General features: G+C 66.3%; 14 protein-coding genes. 6 read left to right on the forward strand and 8 right to left on the reverse strand.

The features are described from left to right. Nucleotides 1-37 precede the first annotated feature (37 nt). Nucleotides 38-1,015, forward strand: a complete 978-nt coding sequence (locus JQT59_RS26465; protein ID WP_502939740.1) for a M48 family metallopeptidase — start codon at nucleotides 38-40, stop codon at nucleotides 1,013-1,015. Between the two features lie 7 nt (nucleotides 1,016-1,022). Here JQT59_RS26465 and JQT59_RS26470 read toward each other — a convergent pair whose 3' ends face one another. Continuing rightward, a complete protein-coding gene (locus JQT59_RS26470; protein WP_109335002.1) occupies nucleotides 1,023-1,652 on the reverse strand; it encodes a mycothiol-dependent nitroreductase Rv2466c family protein in 630 nt (209 codons plus the stop codon). A gap of 147 nt (nucleotides 1,653-1,799) precedes the next feature. Here JQT59_RS26470 and JQT59_RS26475 point away from each other — a divergent pair, with 147 nt between their 5' ends. Together JQT59_RS26475 and pepN are read left to right on the forward strand one after the other, a co-directional pair. Continuing rightward, a complete protein-coding gene (locus tag JQT59_RS26475) occupies nucleotides 1,800-3,038 on the forward strand; it encodes an NAD(P)/FAD-dependent oxidoreductase (RefSeq protein WP_213572605.1) in 1,239 nt (412 codons plus the stop codon). A gap of 73 nt (nucleotides 3,039-3,111) precedes the next feature. Beyond that, on the forward strand, nucleotides 3,112-5,691 hold the full coding sequence (pepN, locus tag JQT59_RS26480; RefSeq protein ID WP_213572606.1) for an aminopeptidase N: 2,580 nt from the start codon (nucleotides 3,112-3,114) through the stop codon (nucleotides 5,689-5,691). Between the two features lie 104 nt (nucleotides 5,692-5,795). Here the strand turns inward: pepN and dinB are convergent, their stop codons facing one another. The 4 genes from dinB to JQT59_RS26500 all read right to left on the reverse strand — a co-directional run bounded on the left by dinB (nucleotide 5,796) and on the right by JQT59_RS26500 (nucleotide 8,646). Then, a complete protein-coding gene (gene dinB, locus JQT59_RS26485; protein ID WP_213572607.1) occupies nucleotides 5,796-7,022 on the reverse strand; it encodes a DNA polymerase IV in 1,227 nt (408 codons plus the stop codon). A 149-nt stretch (nucleotides 7,023-7,171) separates the two neighbouring features. Beyond that, the gene (locus tag JQT59_RS26490) at nucleotides 7,172-7,651 is read right to left on the reverse strand and encodes a DUF5130 domain-containing protein (protein WP_109328834.1); all 480 of its coding nucleotides are present in this window, start codon (nucleotides 7,649-7,651) and stop codon (nucleotides 7,172-7,174) included. Continuing rightward, nucleotides 7,638-7,898: an aa3-type cytochrome oxidase subunit CtaJ gene (gene ctaJ / locus JQT59_RS26495; RefSeq protein WP_109328832.1), complete on the reverse strand. Its 261-nt coding sequence runs from the start codon at nucleotides 7,896-7,898 to the stop codon at nucleotides 7,638-7,640. The genes JQT59_RS26490 and ctaJ overlap by 14 nt, the downstream gene beginning before the upstream one ends. 76 nt (nucleotides 7,899-7,974) lie before the next feature. Next, nucleotides 7,975-8,646, reverse strand: a complete 672-nt coding sequence (locus JQT59_RS26500; protein WP_201453553.1) for an HNH endonuclease — start codon at nucleotides 8,644-8,646, stop codon at nucleotides 7,975-7,977. 187 nt (nucleotides 8,647-8,833) lie between these two features. On the opposite strand from JQT59_RS26500, the gene JQT59_RS26505 reads away from it, so the two are divergent. The 3 genes from JQT59_RS26505 (at nucleotide 8,834) to JQT59_RS26515 (ending at nucleotide 11,794) form a co-directional block, all read left to right on the forward strand. Continuing rightward, nucleotides 8,834-9,229, forward strand: coding sequence for a globin (locus tag JQT59_RS26505; RefSeq protein WP_283254015.1), 396 nt, complete (start codon nucleotides 8,834-8,836; stop codon nucleotides 9,227-9,229). Between the two features lie 67 nt (nucleotides 9,230-9,296). Continuing rightward, nucleotides 9,297-10,895, forward strand: coding sequence for a glycoside hydrolase family 13 protein (locus JQT59_RS26510; RefSeq protein WP_213572608.1), 1,599 nt, complete (start codon nucleotides 9,297-9,299; stop codon nucleotides 10,893-10,895). Further along, the gene (locus tag JQT59_RS26515; RefSeq protein WP_213572609.1) at nucleotides 10,883-11,794 is read left to right on the forward strand and encodes an EamA family transporter; all 912 of its coding nucleotides are present in this window, start codon (nucleotides 10,883-10,885) and stop codon (nucleotides 11,792-11,794) included. Before JQT59_RS26510 ends, JQT59_RS26515 begins: the two co-directional genes overlap by 13 nt. 4 nt (nucleotides 11,795-11,798) lie before the next feature. On the opposite strand, the gene JQT59_RS26520 is transcribed toward JQT59_RS26515, so the two are convergent. Genes JQT59_RS26520 through JQT59_RS26530 form a run of 3 tightly spaced genes read right to left on the reverse strand, consistent with a single transcriptional unit; the run spans nucleotide 11,799 to nucleotide 17,798 of the window. Continuing rightward, nucleotides 11,799-12,485, reverse strand: a complete 687-nt coding sequence (locus JQT59_RS26520; RefSeq protein ID WP_213572610.1) for a DUF8010 domain-containing protein — start codon at nucleotides 12,483-12,485, stop codon at nucleotides 11,799-11,801. Beyond that, nucleotides 12,478-12,903, reverse strand: coding sequence for an acyl-CoA thioesterase (locus JQT59_RS26525; protein WP_109328823.1), 426 nt, complete (start codon nucleotides 12,901-12,903; stop codon nucleotides 12,478-12,480). Before JQT59_RS26525 ends, JQT59_RS26520 begins: the two co-directional genes overlap by 8 nt. Then, nucleotides 12,900-17,798, reverse strand: coding sequence for an NAD-glutamate dehydrogenase (locus JQT59_RS26530; protein WP_213572611.1), 4,899 nt, complete (start codon nucleotides 17,796-17,798; stop codon nucleotides 12,900-12,902). Before JQT59_RS26530 ends, JQT59_RS26525 begins: the two co-directional genes overlap by 4 nt. Nucleotides 17,799-17,816 lie beyond the last annotated feature (18 nt).

The raw sequence follows: 17,816 nt of genomic DNA on the forward strand, positions 1-17,816 counted from the left end.
ATCGTGCCACGACCCCGGTGCGCCTATCGTGATCAGCATGTATCCCGATAACGGACAGAACTGGGGACACGTGCATCCGGGACACCTGCCGGCATCCGGGCAGCCGCAGTGGAACAGCGGAATGGGATGGACACCTCCCCCGCTGCCCGCCCCGGGGCTGATGCCGAACGACCGCCCGGCGCGGCATTCGTGGGAGATTCCGCTTCTGGTGTGCGCCGTCGCCCTCACGGTCGTGGCCTACGCGGCGGCGATCGTGTCGCTCGTACTCGGTGTGGTCTCCACCTGGGTTGTGGTCGTGCTCGTCGCCCCGATCCTCATCGCCATCGCTCGCGGGCAGTTGTACGGCTCGCAACAGGTGAACGGCATCAAGATGACGCCCACCCAGTTCCCGGACGGTTACCGCATGGTGGCCGAGGCGGCGGCACGGTTCGGTATGGCCGAGCCGCCCGACGCCTATGTGGTGCTCGGGAACGGCCGGATCAACGCGTTCGCGTCCGGGCACGGATTCCGACGTTTCGTCGTGGTGTACAGCGACCTCTTCGAGATCGGTGGGGAGGCACGCGAACCGGACGCCCTCGCCTTCATCATCGGCCACGAGGTGGGACACATCGCGGCGGGTCACGCCTCCTACTGGCGGCAGCTGGGACAGTTCGCGGCCAACTACATTCCCGTCGTCGGATCGGCGCTGTTCCGGTCCATGGAGTACACCGCGGACAATCACGGCTTCTGCGTGCGGCCCCAGGGCGCTCGCGGCGCGATGGGCGTCCTCGGCGCGGGCAAGTACCTCGTCAGCGTCGTCGGCTTCGACGAACTCGCCGATAGGGCCACCACCGAACGCGGATTCTTTCCGTGGTTCGTCAATCTGCTGTCCGGACATCCGGTTCTCACCTGGCGTGCGGCGGCGCTGCGTAACCGCACCCGACACGGGCATCTCTTCGTCAAGCCCGGCCAGATCTACCGCGATCCGCAGCAGCTGCAGTACGCGATCGACCCGGCCGGGCCCGCCCGGATGTGAACGAGCCTCAGTCGAACTGAGGGTCTTCGGTGCGCGTGCGCTTGAGCTCGAAGAAGTGCGGGTAGCCGGCCAACGCGACAGCGCCGTCCCACACCTTGCCGGCGTCCTCACCGCGCGGAATGCGTGAGAGCACCGGGCCGAAGAACGCGACACCGTTGACGTGGATGGTCGGTGTTCCGACATCGGGTCCGACGGCGTCCATCCCCGCAGCGTGGCTCTCACGCAACGCGGTGTCGTACCGGTCGGACTCGGCTGCGCCCGCGAGCTCGGCGGGCAGTCCCACCTCGGCGAGAGACTTGACCACGACGTCGGCGAAATCCTTGTTGCCTTCGTTGTGGATCTTCGTGCCCATCGCCGTGTAAAGGGGCAGCAAAATGTCGTCGCCATGCTGCTGCGCAGCCGCGATCAGCACCCGCACCGGCCCCCACGCCTTCTCCATCAATTCCTGATACTGCTCGGGCAGGTCCCGACCTTCGTTGAGAACCGCCAGGCTCATCACGTGAAAGTTGGCCTCGATGTCACGGACCTGCGCGACCTCGAGGATCCATCGGGACGTGATCCAGCACCAGGGGCACAGCGGATCGAACCAGAAATCCGCGGTGTCCTTCGTGGTTCCAGCGTTCGTACCAGCACTCACGTGTTACTCCTTCTCGGTGGTGTCGTCGGCCCATTCCAGGTCTACGGGTGTCAACACGGAGTCGCGGCCAATCCTTCCCGCCGGTCCCCTGCGCCGCAGTAGGGTCGAGATGATCAGCCAGTGGCACCGGCTGGAAGGGAGTTCACCATGTCTTCCACTCGTACGTTCATCGTCGTCGGCGGCGGTCTCGCAGGCGCGAAAACCGCGGAGGCGTTGCGCGCCAGAGACTTCGACGGTTCAATCATCCTCTTGTCCGAGGAGGACCACCTCCCCTACGAGCGGCCTCCACTGTCGAAGGAACACTTCGCAGGCAAGAAGGCACTCGCCGATTTCATCGTGCACCGCGGCGACTGGTACCGCGACCACCACGTGGATCTGCGGCTCGGCACCGCTGCCACCGCCCTCGATCTCGCCGCCCACACCGTGACGCTCCCGGACGGTTCGACCCTCTCGTACGACAAGCTGGCACTCGCCACCGGCTCCCGGTCTCGCCGGCCACCCATCTCGGGGTCGGACGCTGCACGGGTTCACTACCTTCGCACTGTCGACGAGTCCGACGCCCTCATCGAAGCAGTCGGCGAGCACGGCCGTCTGGTCGTGATCGGTGCCGGCTGGATCGGGCTCGAAGTCGGCGCGTCGGCCCGGGAACGAGGCGCCGACGTGACACTGGTGGAGGCTGCGGAGGTCCCACTGAGCGGCTCGATCGGCCCGGAGATCGGGACGGTCTTCGCGGAGCTGCACCGAGAGCACGGCGTCCACCTGCATCTGGCCGCCAAGGTCGAGGAAATTCTGGTCGAGGACGGCCGGGCAACCGGCGTGCGACTCGGCGACGGCACCGTGCTGCCCGCGGACGCGGTCCTGGTAGCGGTCGGCGCCGCCCCCAACATCGAACTCGCCGAGCAGGCGGGACTCGACGTCGACGGCGGCGGCGTCCTCGTCGATGCGGGACTGCAGAGCAGTGATCCCGACGTCGTCGCCGTGGGCGACATCGCCGCGCATCTGCATCCACGGCTCGGAACGCGAATCCGGGTCGAGCACTGGGCGAACGCGCTGAACCAGCCCGCAGTCGCCGCAGCGACGATGCTCGGCCACACGGCGCACTACGACAACCTGCCGTACTTCTTCACCGACCAGTTCGACCTCGGCATGGAGTACGTGGGATACGCACCGCACGATTCCTACGACCGGGTCATCGTGCGCGGCGACTACGCCACCCGCGAGTTCATCGCTTTCTGGCTCGATTCCGGTAACCGGGTGCTCGCCGGAATGAACGTCAACATCTGGGACGTCACAGATCAGATCAAGCACCTGGTGTCCTCGTCGGCTCCGGTCGACCCCGACCGTCTGGCCGATCCGGCAGTCCCGCTGGTCGACGTCTCCGGTTAACGGCCCCGGTCCACTCGTGATGGGATGGCAGCATCGAGTACGAGCACCGCCGCCCATCCCCGAGGAGACCTCTGTGGCCCCACCGAACCTGACCCGCGAACAGGCAGCCGAACGCGCCCGGTTGCTGACCGTCGACAACTACCTCATCGAACTCGACCTCACCGACGGGGCCGGGAAGCCCGGTGTGGAGACGTTCAGCTCACGCACCACCGTCACCTTCGGCGCCGTCGCCGGCACGTCCACCTTCATCGACATCGTTGCGGCCCGTGTGCATTCGGCCACCTTGAACGGTTCCCCTGTCGACGTGGCGAACTACGACGAGGCGACCGGTATCGCGCTCACCGACCTGTCCGAGCAGAACGAACTGGTCGTGGAGGCCGACTGCGTCTACTCCCATACCGGTGAGGGACTGCACCGATTCGTCGATCCCACCGATCAGGCCGTCTACCTGTACTCGCAGTTCGAAACTGCCGACGCCAAGCGAATGTTCGCCTGCTTCGATCAGCCGGATCTGAAGGCGACGTTCGACGTGCACGTCACCGCCCCCGCCGACTGGAAGGTGATCTCGAACTCTGCCACCGTCGAATCCGTCAAGGCCGAGGCCGGCCGCCACCTCTTCCGCACCACCCCGAAGATGAGCACCTACCTGGTGGCGCTCATCGCCGGACCCTACGCCGAGTGGACCGACACGTACTCCGACGAGCACGGGGCCATTCCCCTCGGAATCTTCTGCCGCGCCTCGCTTGCCGAGCACATGGACGCCGAGCGCCTCTTCACGGAAACGAAGCAGGGCTTCGACTTCTATCACCGCAACTTCGGCACGCCCTATGCCTTCGGCAAATACGATCAGCTCTTCGTGCCCGAGTTCAATGCCGGGGCAATGGAGAACGCCGGCGCGGTCACCTTCCTCGAGGACTACGTGTTCCGGTCCAAGGTGACCCGGGCGTCGTACGAACGCCGGGCCGAGACCGTACTGCACGAGATGGCGCACATGTGGTTCGGCGACCTCGTCACCATGCGCTGGTGGGATGACCTGTGGCTCAACGAGTCGTTCGCCACCTTCGCATCGGTGCTGTGCCAGAGCGAGGCGACCGAGTACACCAGCGCCTGGACGACCTTCGCCAATGTCGAGAAGTCGTGGGCCTACCGCCAGGACCAACTGCCGTCCACGCACCCGATCGCCGCCGACATCCCCGATCTCGCCGCCGTAGAGGTGAACTTCGACGGCATCACCTACGCCAAGGGCGCGTCCGTCCTCAAGCAGCTCGTCGCCTACGTCGGGCTGGAGCCGTTCCTGGCGGGGCTTCGGGACTACTTCCGCGAGCATGCGTTCGGCAACGCGACGTTCGACGACCTGCTGGGCGCGCTCGAAAAGTCCTCGGGCCGCGACCTGTCGGACTGGGGTGCGCAGTGGCTCAAGACCACCGGCCTCAACATCGTGCGCCCCGACTTCGAGGTGGACGCCGACGGTAAGTTCACCCGCTTCAGCGTCATTCAAGAAGGTGCCGCACCGGGGGCCGGCGAGCGCCGCGTGCACCGCATCGCCGTCGGCGTCTACGGCGATCGAGACGGCAAGCTGGTGCGTACCCATCGGGCCGAACTCGACCTCGAGGCCACGGAACGCACCGACGTCGCCGAACTGGTCGGTGTGGAGCGGGGCCCACTGATCCTGGTCAACGACGACGACCTCACCTATTGCTCGGTCCGCCTCGATCCGGACTCCCTCGCCACGGTCATCGAGCGTATCGGGGACATCGCCGAATCCCTCCCCCGCACCCTCGTCTGGTCCGCTGCGTGGGAGATGACACGTCAGGCCGAGCTGAAGGCACGGGACTTCGTCGCTCTGGTGCAGCGCGGCATCAGCGCCGAAACCGAAGTCGGTGTGGTACAGCGGCTCCTGATGCAGGCGCACACCGCGCTGGGAAGCTACGCCGACCCCGAGTGGGCGAAGGAGCACGGTTGGCCAGACTTCGCGAACCGGCTCCTCGAACTGGCCCGGGAGGCCGAGGCAGGATCGGACCACCAGTTGGCGTTCGTGAACGCGCTGACCGGTGCGGAGCTGTCGGCGTGGCACACCGAGGTCCTGCGGGAGCTGCTCGACGCGGAACCCGACACGGTCGGGCTGCCCGGCCTCGTGGTCGACACCGATCTCCGTTGGCGGATCGTGGGGGCACTGGCCGGAGCCGGTGAGATCGATGCGGACGGCGTCGAATCGCCGTTCATCGACGCCGAAGCCAAGCGCGATCCCACGGCCGCAGGGGCCCGCCAGGCTGCGGCCGTGGCCACGCTACGGCCGCAGGCGGCCGTCAAAGAGCAGGCCTGGACCAAGGTGATCGGCGACGACTCGCTGCCGAACATCACCGCCCGCGCCATCATCGGCGGGTTCTCCGGACCGGGTCAGTCGGAACTGCTCGAGCCGTACGTGGCCCGCTATTTCGCGGACATTCCCGCGGTGTGGGAGCGGCGATCGAGCGAGGTGGCACAGACCGTCGTGGTCGGCCTGTACCCGTCCTGGTCGATCAGCGAGAAGTCGGTGGCCGCGGCCGACGAGTTCCTGGCCGGTGACCACCCGCCCGCTCTACGCCGGCTGGTGGTGGAAGGCCGCGCGGGCATCGTCCGCTCGCTGGCAGCACGCAAGTTCGACGCGAGCTGACGGGCGTAGCGGGGCGAAGGGATCTTTCGACGCGTCAGGTGCGCCGAAAGATTCCTTCGCCCCGCAGCGTCCGCTGAGGATTTACGAGCCTGTCAGAGGACGTGTCAGTCCGGCAGGATCGGCACCGAAATGCCGGGGTCCCGGCCGAGGAGCACGGCACGCGTGACGGCCGAAGACCCGAAGCGGTCGCGGACGCTGTCGAGTGTGGTGTCGAGGGAACTGCTGGAATAAGGGTCGAACGGCAGCGCCAGCTGCTGCGGGCAATCGTCCTCGAGATTCGCGACGGCGACACCGACGAGGGTGATTCCCTTCGACTCGATCATCGGCATCGCCTTGTCCAGCAAGCCCCGCGCCGAGAGAAGAATGGCCTGCGTCTGCGCCGACGGCTGCACGAGGGTATGCGAACGGGTGACCCGCGTGAAGTCGTCGAAACGCAGTCGGAGTACCACCGTTCGCCCGACCCGTCGACCGCGGCGAAGCCTGCGCGTCACCCGATCGACCAAGGTGACGAGGGCAGCGTCGACGTCCTCCCGCGACTTCGGCCGTCTACCGAGGGCGTGCTGGGCGCCCACCGATCTCCGCCTGCGGCCGACCTCCACCGGACGGGGATCACGGGCCCACGCGAGCGCGTGTAGGTGGTGCCCCGCAGCGGGGCCGACGATGGTGACCAACACCTCTTCCGGGTAGTGGGCCAACTGACCCACTGTCCCGATCCCCGCGTCGCGGAGCTTTCCGGACGTGATCGCACCGACGCCCCACAGCCGTTCGACCGGCAACGGATGGAGGAACTCCAGTTCCCGATCGGGCGGCACGTGCAACAGGCCGTCGGGCTTTCCCACCGCACTCGCCACCTTCGCGAGAAATTTGGTGCGGGCAACGCCGACGGTGATGGGCAAGCCCACCTGTTCGCGCACCTCGCGGCGCAGTCGGGCGGCGATCTCGACCGGGGTCCCCGCGATCTTGCGTAGACCGGCGACGTCGAGGAAAGCCTCGTCGATCGACAGGCCTTCCACGAGCGGGGTGGTGTGCGCGAACACGTCGAACACTGCCTTGCTCGCGGCCGCGTACGCCGACATACGCGGAGGCACCACGACTGCATGCGGGCACAGGTGAAGCGCCCGAGACGCGCTGCTGGCCGTGCGGACCCCGTAGGCCTTTGCCTCGTAACTGGCTGCCAGCACGACACCGCCGCCCACGATCACCGGCAGGCCACGCAGGCTGGGATCGTCTCGCTGCTCCACCGAGGCGTAGAACGCATCGAGGTCGGCATGCAGGATGGTCGCGTCGGGACCGCTCGAGATCCGGGGGCGCAAAGACGACGACACGAACATATGTTCGCATCGACCACCGACAGAAGTCGAGTGTCCTCGTCGCGAAGGCGCTCGACCCCCTCCTCGGCACCCGTTCGACAGCCGACGGCCCGGCGGGGTTCAGTGGACTGAATCTCGCCGGGCCGTCTGAAAGGCCGGTACTGCGGGAGTTACGGGGAAGAGATCGCCGCACTCATCACGCGGATCGCGCTGACGAGTCCGTCGATCAGATCGCCGTCGCCGAACGAGGCGACGGCGGCGGTGGCGCCGAGCTGGGCGACACGGTCGGTCACTCGATCTGCCACTGCGACGCCGCTGCGGATCTCGACCGTCCGCTGGTTCGGCGAGACTGCGATCAGAACGGAACGCTCCGCCTCCGGCGTGCTCGGGAACAGTGCATCCGCTCCGACAGCGGTGTCGACGCCGAGATCGCCGATGTAGGCGTTGAACCGCACCTTCGTCTTCCGGGTGCCTTCGGTGAGAGCATCGTCGAGGCGGACGAGTTCGTCCGTCGTGAACGGCAGGTCGTCCTCGAAAGGCTCACCCGCGCGGTGCACGCCCGAGATCCGGCCACTGGCCGTCACCACGTGGCCCACGGGCAGATCTTCCTCGGATACCCGGGACGCGGGAATCAGATCACCACTTGCCACTTGCCCTGCCTCCAATCAGATCTGCCGAGCCGGCCACAGCGGAATGGTGCCCCCCGTGGTGACCATGTGTGGTCACCTCGTCGACGGCACTCCACAACACGGGTGCGTGCGTCCATTCCTCACCGAGGTGGAATGCAGGCGGCACGGGACCGGGCGTCTTCTTGCCGACGAACGACATCGCCGCGAAGAAAGCGGTGATCAACGCCGGGATTCCTACGAATATCAGCACTGTCTCGAGAATGCTCACACGGCAAACGGTAGCCGAGAACCGTGTGCGACGAAGCGTCAGGGCCGAAGTTCTCCGCGAGCGAGCGGCCGGAGTGTCAGGCTGCGCCTTCGCCCAGGTAGGGCATCCACGAGGGATGGAGATCTTTGGTGGATGCCAGCAGACGCCAGTGCGGCCCCGAGGGCGGTACCAGGGCGGCCCGCAGCGTCCATCCGAGTTCGCTGAGGAGTTTGTCCGCCTTGCGATGGTTGCACGGCGCGCAGCAGGCCACGCAGTTCTCCCACGAGTGCTCCCCACCGCGGCTGCGGGGAACGACGTGATCGACGGTCTCTGCTTTGGCCCCGCAGTACGCGCAGCGGAACCGGTCGCGGTGCATGAGTGCCGCACGGGTCATCGGGATGCGGGCGCGATAGGGGACGCGGACATAGTTCCGGAGACGGATCACGGACGGTACCTGCACCGACCACTGCTCGGAGTGCACGACCGGCGCCTGCGGATCTTCGTGGACCGTGTCGGCTTTTCCGCAGGTCATGAGGACGACTGCGCGTCGGGCCGGGAGGGCGGTGAGGGGCTCGTAGGTGACATTGAGCAGCAGCACCCGGCGCTTGACCCAGAGGGGTACCGCGTTCTCGACCGGGAAAGAAGGCCCTGCGCGCTGCGCGGAGCCTTCGGTAATCACTTGTAGTGCAAACGCCCCTGACACCTCGGCACTCCGGGCATCAGTGGGCACACGTTGTCGGTGCGCGCGGGCGCTGTGTCGATTCTTCATGCGACCTCCGAGAGATTGCCACCAAGTGCATCATGAAATGCCTGCCCGTGCACGCCCATTTTTCGACAAACTTGCAGGGACGGCGGATGAACGGACGGTGACGCCGCCGTGGATCCGCCCTGCCGGGAACGGCCGGGGTATCCGGCGCAACGAGTTCCCCGAAGGCACGTGCACAATGGGAGATGCCATGACTGACGTGCAGCAGACCTTCTACGAGGCGGTGGGCGGAGCGGAGACGTTCCGCAAGCTCACCGCGCGGTTCTACGAGGAAGTCGCCAAGGACGACATCGTCCGGCCCCTGTACCCGGAGGAAGATCTCGGTCCGGCCGAGCGCCGGATGCGGATGTTTCTCGAGCAGTACTGGGGTGGACCGCACACCTATTCCGACGAACGGGGACACCCGCGCCTGCGGATGCGCCACCACCCTTTCAAGATCGGCCCCCTCGAGCGCGACGCCTGGCTGCGATGCATGCACACGGCCATTGCCTCCATCGATTCGGAAACCCTGGACGACGCACATCGGCGGGCCCTGACCGACTACATGGAGATGGCTGCGGCGTCGATGGTGAACTCCGCGTTCTGAACGGGCGCCGCGTCGATTCCACCGGTCGACTCGTGGTGCACGCGAACCTTTGGCACGATGGGCGTTTGTGAGTACTCCCGCCGAAACGTCCGCCGACGACATGCAGCCGGCACCCTGGTGGTCCGAAGCGGTCTTCTACCAGATTTACCCGCGCTCGTTCGCCGACGCGAACGGTGACGGTGTCGGCGACCTCCGAGGTGTGCAAGAGAAACTGGGATACCTGGAACTGCTGGGCGTCGACGCCCTCTGGTTGAGCCCGGTGATGCGGTCACCCATGGCCGATCACGGTTACGACGTGTCCGATCCTCGCGACATCGATCCGCTGTTCGGCGACGTCGATGCCATGGACGACTTGATCGAAGCCGCGCACGCTCGCCAGATCAAAGTCACGATGGACCTGGTCCCCAATCACACCAGCATCGAGCACGAGTGGTTTCGAGCGGCCCTCCAGGCGTCGCCGAACAGCCCCGAACGGGACCGCTACATTTTCCGGGACGGCCGGGGATCGGATGGCTCCGAACCGCCGAACAACTGGCCGAGCATCTTCGGTGGTCCCGCATGGACGAGGATCACCGAGCCCGACGGCCGGCCCGGGCAGTGGTATCTGCACCTGTTCGCCGCGGAACAACCCGACCTGAACTGGAACAACCCCGAGGTGTTCGAGGACCTCGAGAAGACGCTCCGGTTCTGGCTGGATCGGGGCGTCGACGGTTTCCGCATCGACGTCGCCCACGGAATGGCCAAACCCGAGGGCTTACCGGACCACGACTGGGACACCAACGCACTTCTACAGAACGCCGATGACGACCCGCGGTTCAACCACCCGTCCGTCCATGACATCCACCGCGGGATACGCAAGATCTTGAACGAATACCCCGGCGCCATGGCGGTCGGAGAGATCTGGGTGCGCGACAACGTGCGCTTCGGCGAGTACATCCGCCCCGACGAGCTGAATCTCGGCTTCAATTTCCGCCTTGCCGAGGCCGAATTCTCGGCGGAGTCCGTGCGCGAGGCCATCGAGAATTCCCTGGCAGCGGTCGAACAGGTGGGTGCCACGCCCACCTGGACGCTGTCCAATCATGACGTCGACCGGGAGGTCACCCGTTACGGCGGTGGTGTGATCGGCCTCGCCCGCGCCCGCGCCATGGCTCTGGTCGAACTGGCGCTGCCCGGCACCACGTTCATTTACAACGGTGCCGAGCTGGGGTTGCCCAACGTGGACCTTCCCGACGACGCCCTGCAGGACCCGGTCTGGGAGCGTTCCGGACACACCGAACGGGGTCGTGACGGGTGCCGAGTCCCGCTCCCCTGGGAAGGCACCGAACCGCCGTTCGGCTTCACGACCGGCGCGTCCACGTGGCTTCCGATGCCCGAGGAGTGGTCGTCGCTCACGGCGGAGGCGCAACTCGAGGATGTCACCTCCACTCTCTCCCTCTACCGCGCTGCGCTCGAACTGCGCGAACTCCGCCCGGAATTCTCCGGTCCGGGTGTCGACTGGTACGGGAGTCCCCCCGGCTGCTTCGCGTTCCGTCGTGGCGGTGGTCTCATCTGCGCGCTGAACGCCACCGATGCACCCATCTCACTGCCGCCGGGCGAAGTACTTCTGAGCAGCGCTCCCCTCGTCGACGGGCAGCTGCCCCCTAACGCTGCTGCGTGGCTCATCTGACGCGCACCCCCGCCGTCGCGGCCGTCGTCGCCGCTTCGATCCTGTTCGGAACCACAGGGACCGCTCAGGCACTCGCCTCCCGTTCACTCGGGTTCGACCTCGACCCGCTGGCAGTCGGCTCTGCCCGGGTAGCCGCAGCCGGGGCTCTTCTCGCCGCCTTCGCGGCGCTACGGGGAGGCCTCGGATTCGAATGCGCACCCGGAGCCCGTCGCTACCTGCCGGTTGTCTGCGGCGGACTGGGTGTGGCCGCCTACCAACTCGGGTTCTTCAGTGGTGTGCAAAGCGCGGGGGTCGCGGCCGGGACGATGATCGCGCTCGGCTCCGGCCCCGCATTCACCGGCGCACTCCAATGGGCGGTCCATCGACACCGGCCCGGCCCGTTATGGGCGGTGTCCACGGTGATCGCGGTGGCCGGAATGGCGTTGATCGTGACGGGGACCGGCGCAAACACCGACTCGTCCGACATGCTCGCCGGCGCAGTCCCCGCGCTGATCGCGGGCCTCGGCTACGCCACCTACACGGTGGCGGGCTCGTCCCTGATGGAAGCTGGGGCGGGTCCCGAGGCCGCCATGGGACAGATGTTCGGTCTCGGCGGCTTGTTCTTGCTGCCCGTTCTGATCGCGACCTGGCCCGGCGGTCTCAACACGGCAGCGGGGGCCGCCGCGGCCGGCTATCTGGTGCTCGTTCCGACGGTGCTGGCCTACTTACTGTTCGCGGCCGGGCTGCGCCGTCTCCCGCCCGCCACGGTTGCCACCCTCACGCTCACCGAGCCCGTCGTCGCGGCGCTCCTGGGTACCGCGATACTCGGCGAGGAACTGACCGTCGTCGCGGGCATCGGGATGGCCGCAGTGGTCGCGTCACTTGCCGTCCTCGCGGTGAGCACGCTCCGAACACCGTGAGGTGTTACCGGGTGACCGACAGCGGGATCATCCCGCCGCGGTGACGGTAGACGGACCCGAACCGGGCATCCACCCGCAGCCACGACGCGGTGGCGCGGACCCGGACCAGCTCCGAGGCGTCGATGCGCTCGAGATCGATGTCGGCAGTCAAGCGATCCGAGCCCGCGTGCGGAATGAATCCGAGTGCTGTGAGGGCGAACACCACCCGCATGGCCACACCCACCGTCTGCCCGGCACCGTGCACCTGCAGCACCTCTTGATCGAGCAGCGACGCGGGAGGACCCTGACTGCTTCCGTGCTCCTGCGCCAGGGCGGCTCCGCGTTGGGCGAGGTCGACCAGCACCCGCGCCGGGACGTCGTCGATATGCACGAAACCCTCCGCGGGCGGCAGTGCGCCCCGCCACGCCGAGTCCATCGAGTATCCGGGGTCGATCTCACCCGCGTTCACCGATTTCAGTGCCGTGAGCAGCTGGTCACCGGCGGCGGACGTATCGTCCGGAGAGACGGACCCACCGACTGTGCGCACTGCGAGGACATCGAATCCTGTTGCCGCCCAGACGGTCAGCCGATTCGCGCCCCGTTGGCGCAGGCGGACCACCGCGGATTCGTCCAAACGGACGACGCGTGCGACGAACGTGGCGAGGTCACCCCGCTCCGTGGAATCCGGAATGGACAGGGTCCGCTCATGCACGTTGCCAGCTCTCCAGATACTCGCGCTCTACGGCGGTGAGCCTGCGCAGCCGCTGCGTGTCGATGTCGAAGGCCGCGATCTGCGTCGACGCCACGATCGACGCCGGCACCGATATGTCGACCCCCTTGGGGCGCACTTCGTACGCGATCGTGAAGTCGACCGCCCGCACCTTCTGCACCCACATCAGGACGTCGAGTGGAGAGTCGCTGTGCCGCAGCTGCCCGCGATAACGAACGTGGAGGTCGGCGACGACGGCGCCGTCGCGCAGCGTGACAGTCGGACGATCATTCTCGAACAGCCAGGGAATCCGAGCTTCCTCCAGCAAGGTGACCATGCGAGCGTGGTTGATGTGCTGAAAGACGTCCATGTCCGACCACCGAACTTCGACCTCCGCGTGAAAACCCTCGCTCAACGTCATACCTCCGATCGGGTGCCCACACCTCGCACCATGCTGCGTACCTGACGCGCCGCCACCGAGAGCGTCGCGAGGTCAAGGGTCCCAGACTCGAAAATTTCGGTGAGAGCGGACCTCGCCCGACCCAGTCGGGAGGCATTGGTCGATTCCCAGTCGTCGATCTTCTCGCGCGGACTCTCGTCCGGCTCGCCGCCGAGGAGCACCTCCATCGTGAGCTGCCGCAGCGAACTGTAGAGGTCGTCCCGCAACGCCAGCCGTGCCAGTGAATGCCACCGGTCACCGCGAGCCAGCGTGGAGACAGCGCTGAGCAGCCAGTCGATCCCGAGGTGGGCGTCGAGTTCGTAGTACAGCTCGGCCACCTCGTCGATGTCCCGTTCGGCGATGTCCGACACATCGCTGATGTCGAGGAGGCAGTACAGGTCGAGCAGGCGGAATACCTCGAAGGCGATGTCCTCGGGCGCCCCGCGGAGAATCAGCGGCCGTACCCGGGTTTCGAGGTCCTCGACCTGATGACCTTTGAGCAGGTGTGGGACTTTTGGGGACATCTTCCGGACATCGGTGGAGTAACGCGCGATCTCGGCTCCCACGGCCAGCGGCTGCGGTCGGTTGGTGAGGAACCACCGCGACGCACGATCGAGGACCCGCCCCGATTCGAGAATCAGATCGTCCTCGAGTGCGGCCGGCAGGTGCTCGGACCGGATGCGCGCCCACACATCGGGGAGGGCGAAGATTTCGGTGACTGCGGCGTAGGCACGAATGGCGTCGGTGCTGCTCGCTCCGGCCTCGTCCGCCAACCGGTACGCGAAGGTGATGCCGCCGTTGTCGATGGTTTCGTTCGCGAGCATGGTCGCCACGATCTGCCGGCGCAGGGGGTGCGCCTTGATCGCTGTCCGGAAGCGCTCCCGCAGTATTTTCGGGAAGTAGCGCGGGAGGCGCGGCGCGAACGTGTCGCTGTCGGGCAGGTCGGTGGCGAGGAGATCATCCTTCAGCGCCAGCTTCACATGGGCGACGAGCGTGGCGAGTTCCGGCGACGTCAGGCCCTGACCGGCCTGACGGCGGCGCGTGATCTCGGCGTCGGTGGGCAGCACCTCGATTTTCCGATCGAGTCCGCGCCGCTTCACCAGGTCGGCGATCTGCCGCCGGTGCACGGTGAGCATCGGTACCGCACTCGTCCGTGAGACACCGAGCAGATTGTTCTGTGCGACGTTGTCGGCGAGGACGAGGTCGGCGACCTCGTCGGTCATCGAGGCCAGGAGCGGGTTGCGCTCCTCGGACGGCAACGCGCCACTGTTCACGAGGGAATCGAGGAGGATCTTGATGTTCACTTCGTGGTCGGAGCAGTCGACCCCTGCCGAGTTGTCGATGGCGTCGGTGTTGATTCGTCCACCGTTCTGGCTGTATTCAATTCTCCCCAGAGCGGTCACTCCGAGGTTGCCACCCTCCCCCACGACTCGGGCACGCACCTCGTTGCCGTCGATCCGGACGGCGTCGTTGCTCTTGTCGCCGACCATCGCATTGGTTTCGCCCGAGGCCTTGATGTATGTGCCGATGCCGCCGTTCCACAACAGGTCGACCGGTGCCCGCAGGATGGCACGGACAAGTTCCGGCGGGGACAGTTCGGTGATCGTGTCGTCCAGCCCGAGAGCTGCGCGTGCCGGAGCGCTGATCGGAACCGATTTGCGAGTCCGGTCCCACACGCCCCCGCCGTCGCTGATCAGGCTGGTGTCGTAGTCGGCCCACGACGAACGAGGCAGAGCGAACAGGCGGGATCGCTCCGCAAAGGACCGCGCTGCATCAGGATCGGGGTCGAGGAAAACGTGGCGATGGTCGAATGCCGCGACCAGACGAATGTGCCGGCTCAGCAGCATTCCATTTCCGAAGACGTCACCGCTCATGTCCCCGACACCGACGACGGTGAAGTCCTCGCGCGCCGTGTCCAGCCCCACTTCCCGGAAATGCCGCTTCACGCTCTCCCACGCGCCCCGCGCGGTGATGCCCATTTCCTTGTGGTCGTATCCCGCCGACCCACCGGATGCGAAGGCGTCACCCAACCAGAATCCGTACTGCTGGGCAACGGAATTGGCGAGGTCCGAGAACTTGGCGGTGCCCTTGTCGGCGGCGACGACCAGATACCGGTCGTCACCGTCCCGGCGCACGACCCCGGGGGGCGGCACCACCTTGCCCGACACCTGGTCGACATTGTCGGTGAGGTCCAACAGCCCGGAGATGAAGGTGCGGTACCTGTTCTGACCGGCCTCGAGCGCCTGCATCCGGTCGAGCGCCGCATCGCCCGTGGGAACCGGCGAGTTCTTGACGACGAATCCGCCTTTTGCACCGACGGGCACGATGACGGCATTCTTCACGGCCTGCGCCTTGGCTAGGCCCAGGATCTCGGTGCGGAAATCCTCGCGTCGGTCCGACCAGCGAAGACCACCGCGGGCTACCGACCCGAATCGTAGGTGGACGCCCTCGACGTCCGGTGAGTAGACGAAGATTTCGAACTTCGGGCGCGGCTTCGGCAGCTCCAGAATCTTCGACGGATCGAGCTTGACGGACAGATACTCGCGTCGATTGCCGGCCTCGTCCGTGACGAAGTAATTGGTACGCAAGGTGGCTTGGATCAGCCCGAAGAGACCCCGCAGGATGCGGTCCGCGTCGAGGCTGACGACTCTGTCGATGAAGTGCCTCAGTCGCGTCTCGAGCTCGGACACCCGTTCGACGGACGGAGTTTCGGGATCGAACATGGCCTCGAACAGTTCGACCAGGGTGCACGCCGAACGCGGATTGGCCAGTGCCACGCCCTCGATGTGAAACTGGCTGTAAGGAAACCCGGCCTGCCGAAGGTATTTCGCGTACGCGCGCAAAATTGCCGCCTGCCGCCACGCCAACCCGGCCCGGAGGACCAGTTCGTTGAACCGGTCCGCCTCGGCACGTCCGAACCACACAGCGGTGAAAGCTTCGGTGAACCGTTCCTGCAGTTTCGGCGCCGAGCTCGCACCCTCGTCCGCCAACTCGGCGTCCAGGTCGTCCTCCACCGAATCGCGCAGCAACTCAGCCGGAACCGATAGCCCGAAGTCATAAATCCAGCAACTGAAGCCGTCCGGCCGCGGAACCGCATAGGGCCGTTCATCGAGTACCTCGACTCCCAGACTCTGCAGGACGGGAAGCACCTTGCTCAGCGAGATTCCCTCACCCCCGACGTACAGCGTGAGACGCCAGTGCCCGACCACGGAGTCGGGGTCACGGTAGAGATGAAGATCGATCGTGCCCTCGTCCAGAGCTTCGAGTCGAACCAGGTCGTCCAGAGCACGCGCGGGGTCGAAGTCTTCCTTGTACCCCTCCGGAAGAGCGTCCGCATAACGTTGCACCAGAACCGAATCCGCGCCAGGTGTGACCGCGACGAGATCACCGAGATGATCGTCCCAGCTGCGGCTCGCCTCGGACAGCATCGCCTGGATGCGCTCACGATCGGCGTCCGACGGAGCCAGTCTGGTGCCCATCTCCTCAGCAGTCCTGCGGATGGTGACGTGCAACAGCGCAAGGTCGAGTTCCGTGACCCGGGCGGTGTACTCGAGCGTGCCCCCGCCCAATTCCCGTAGGAGAATGTTCTGCATCGCGATCCGCACGCGCGTCGTGTATCGGTCCCGGGGAAGGTAGATCAGGCAGGAGACGAACCTGCCCAGAAAGTCTTCCCGCACGAACAGACGGAGCTGCCGGCGCAACCCGATGCTGTGCACGGCCGTGACGGTGTCGAACAACGTGTCGGCGTCGCTGGAGAACAGTTCCGCCCGCGGGAACGATTGGATGACCTCGAGCATGGCCTGCCCGGAGTACGAGTTCAGCTGAAAGCCTGCCCGATCGATCACTGCACGCACGCGGCGTGCGATGACCGGGATGTCGAGGACGTTCTCGTGCAGTGCGGTGACCGTGAAAACGCCGAGGAACCGGTGCTCGCCCACGATGGTGCCGTTCGAGTCGAGAATGCTCACCCCGACATAGAACGGGTACACCGAGCGGTGCACGGTGGCCGGAAACGACCCCTGGGTCAGAACCAGCAGCGGGCGGTCTGGAATCTCCGCCGCCGAGGGCAGGCCGAACTGTCCGTCGGTGACGGTGTCGGACCGCAGCAGTCCGAGTCCGCTCCCCGGAACGACCTCCAGTTTCCGCTGTCCTGACGAGTCAGGCTCGCCCAGCTCGAATCGGCGGTATCCCAGAGCTGCGTAATTGCCCTGCGACATCCACCGAAGGAGGTCGGCGCAGTCTTCCAAGTCTTCTTTCGTCGCGCCCGGCCTCGGCGCCGACGCCTCGAGTTGGTCGGCCAGGTTCCGCTGGAGAGTCCGCATGGCGTCGGTGTCCCGGACCACCTGGCGAACATCCGACAGGACGTTCCCGACTTCCGTCTCCAGCCTGTCCAGGACGGTGGCTTCTGCGCGGGGGTCGAGTTGGACGTGAATCCAGGACTCGGTGAGGCGATGCTCGGTGGTGTCAGCGTGCTTGTCGCCGAGCAGAATTCCGCGCAGTGCGCCGATGGGATCGCGGTGTACCGAGATGATGGGGTGGACGAATTCGCTGATGCCGATACCGAGTCGGTTGAGCAGCCCGGTGATCGATTCGACCAGCAACGGCATGTCGTCGTTGACGATCTGCAGGGATGCGCCGAGGTGGTGGCCGTCTCCGGGGCGATACACCCGGGTCACGGCTCGCTCCGGCGGGCGTTGCAGCGCGAGTGTCAGGTGGGCGGCGAGCACGGCGTCGGAGGCACCGTTGACCGCGCTTTCACTGTCGCCACGATCGACATGGCGAAAGTACGTGGCAGCGAGGGCCGGCACCTGAGATCTCAGCGCCTCGGGCAGGTTCCGGGCCCACTCCGCATCCCTCAGCGCTGCCGATTCCGTCATCGGTGATCACATCCTCTT

Origin of the sequence: Rhodococcus sp. USK13, from assembly GCF_018343855.1 — a bacterium.
GTDB classification, from domain to species: Bacteria; Actinomycetota; Actinomycetes; order Mycobacteriales; family Mycobacteriaceae; genus Rhodococcus_F; species Rhodococcus_F oxybenzonivorans.

Excerpts from the sequence above, each read along its gene's own strand:
- JQT59_RS26465 (WP_502939740.1), top strand. The coding sequence starts at position 38 with ATGTATCCCGATAACGGACAGAACTGGGGACACGTGCATCCGGGACAC.
- JQT59_RS26475 (WP_213572605.1), top strand. The coding sequence starts at position 1,800 with ATGTCTTCCACTCGTACGTTCATCGTCGTCGGCGGCGGTCTCGCAGGC.
- dinB (WP_213572607.1), bottom strand. The coding sequence starts at position 7,022 with ATGTTCGTGTCGTCGTCTTTGCGCCCCCGGATCTCGAGCGGTCCCGAC.
- JQT59_RS26500 (WP_201453553.1), bottom strand. The coding sequence starts at position 8,646 with ATGAAGAATCGACACAGCGCCCGCGCGCACCGACAACGTGTGCCCACT.
- JQT59_RS26505 (WP_283254015.1), top strand. The coding sequence starts at position 8,834 with ATGACTGACGTGCAGCAGACCTTCTACGAGGCGGTGGGCGGAGCGGAG.
- JQT59_RS26525 (WP_109328823.1), bottom strand. The coding sequence starts at position 12,903 with ATGACGTTGAGCGAGGGTTTTCACGCGGAGGTCGAAGTTCGGTGGTCG.
- JQT59_RS26530 (WP_213572611.1), bottom strand. The coding sequence starts at position 17,798 with ATGACGGAATCGGCAGCGCTGAGGGATGCGGAGTGGGCCCGGAACCTG.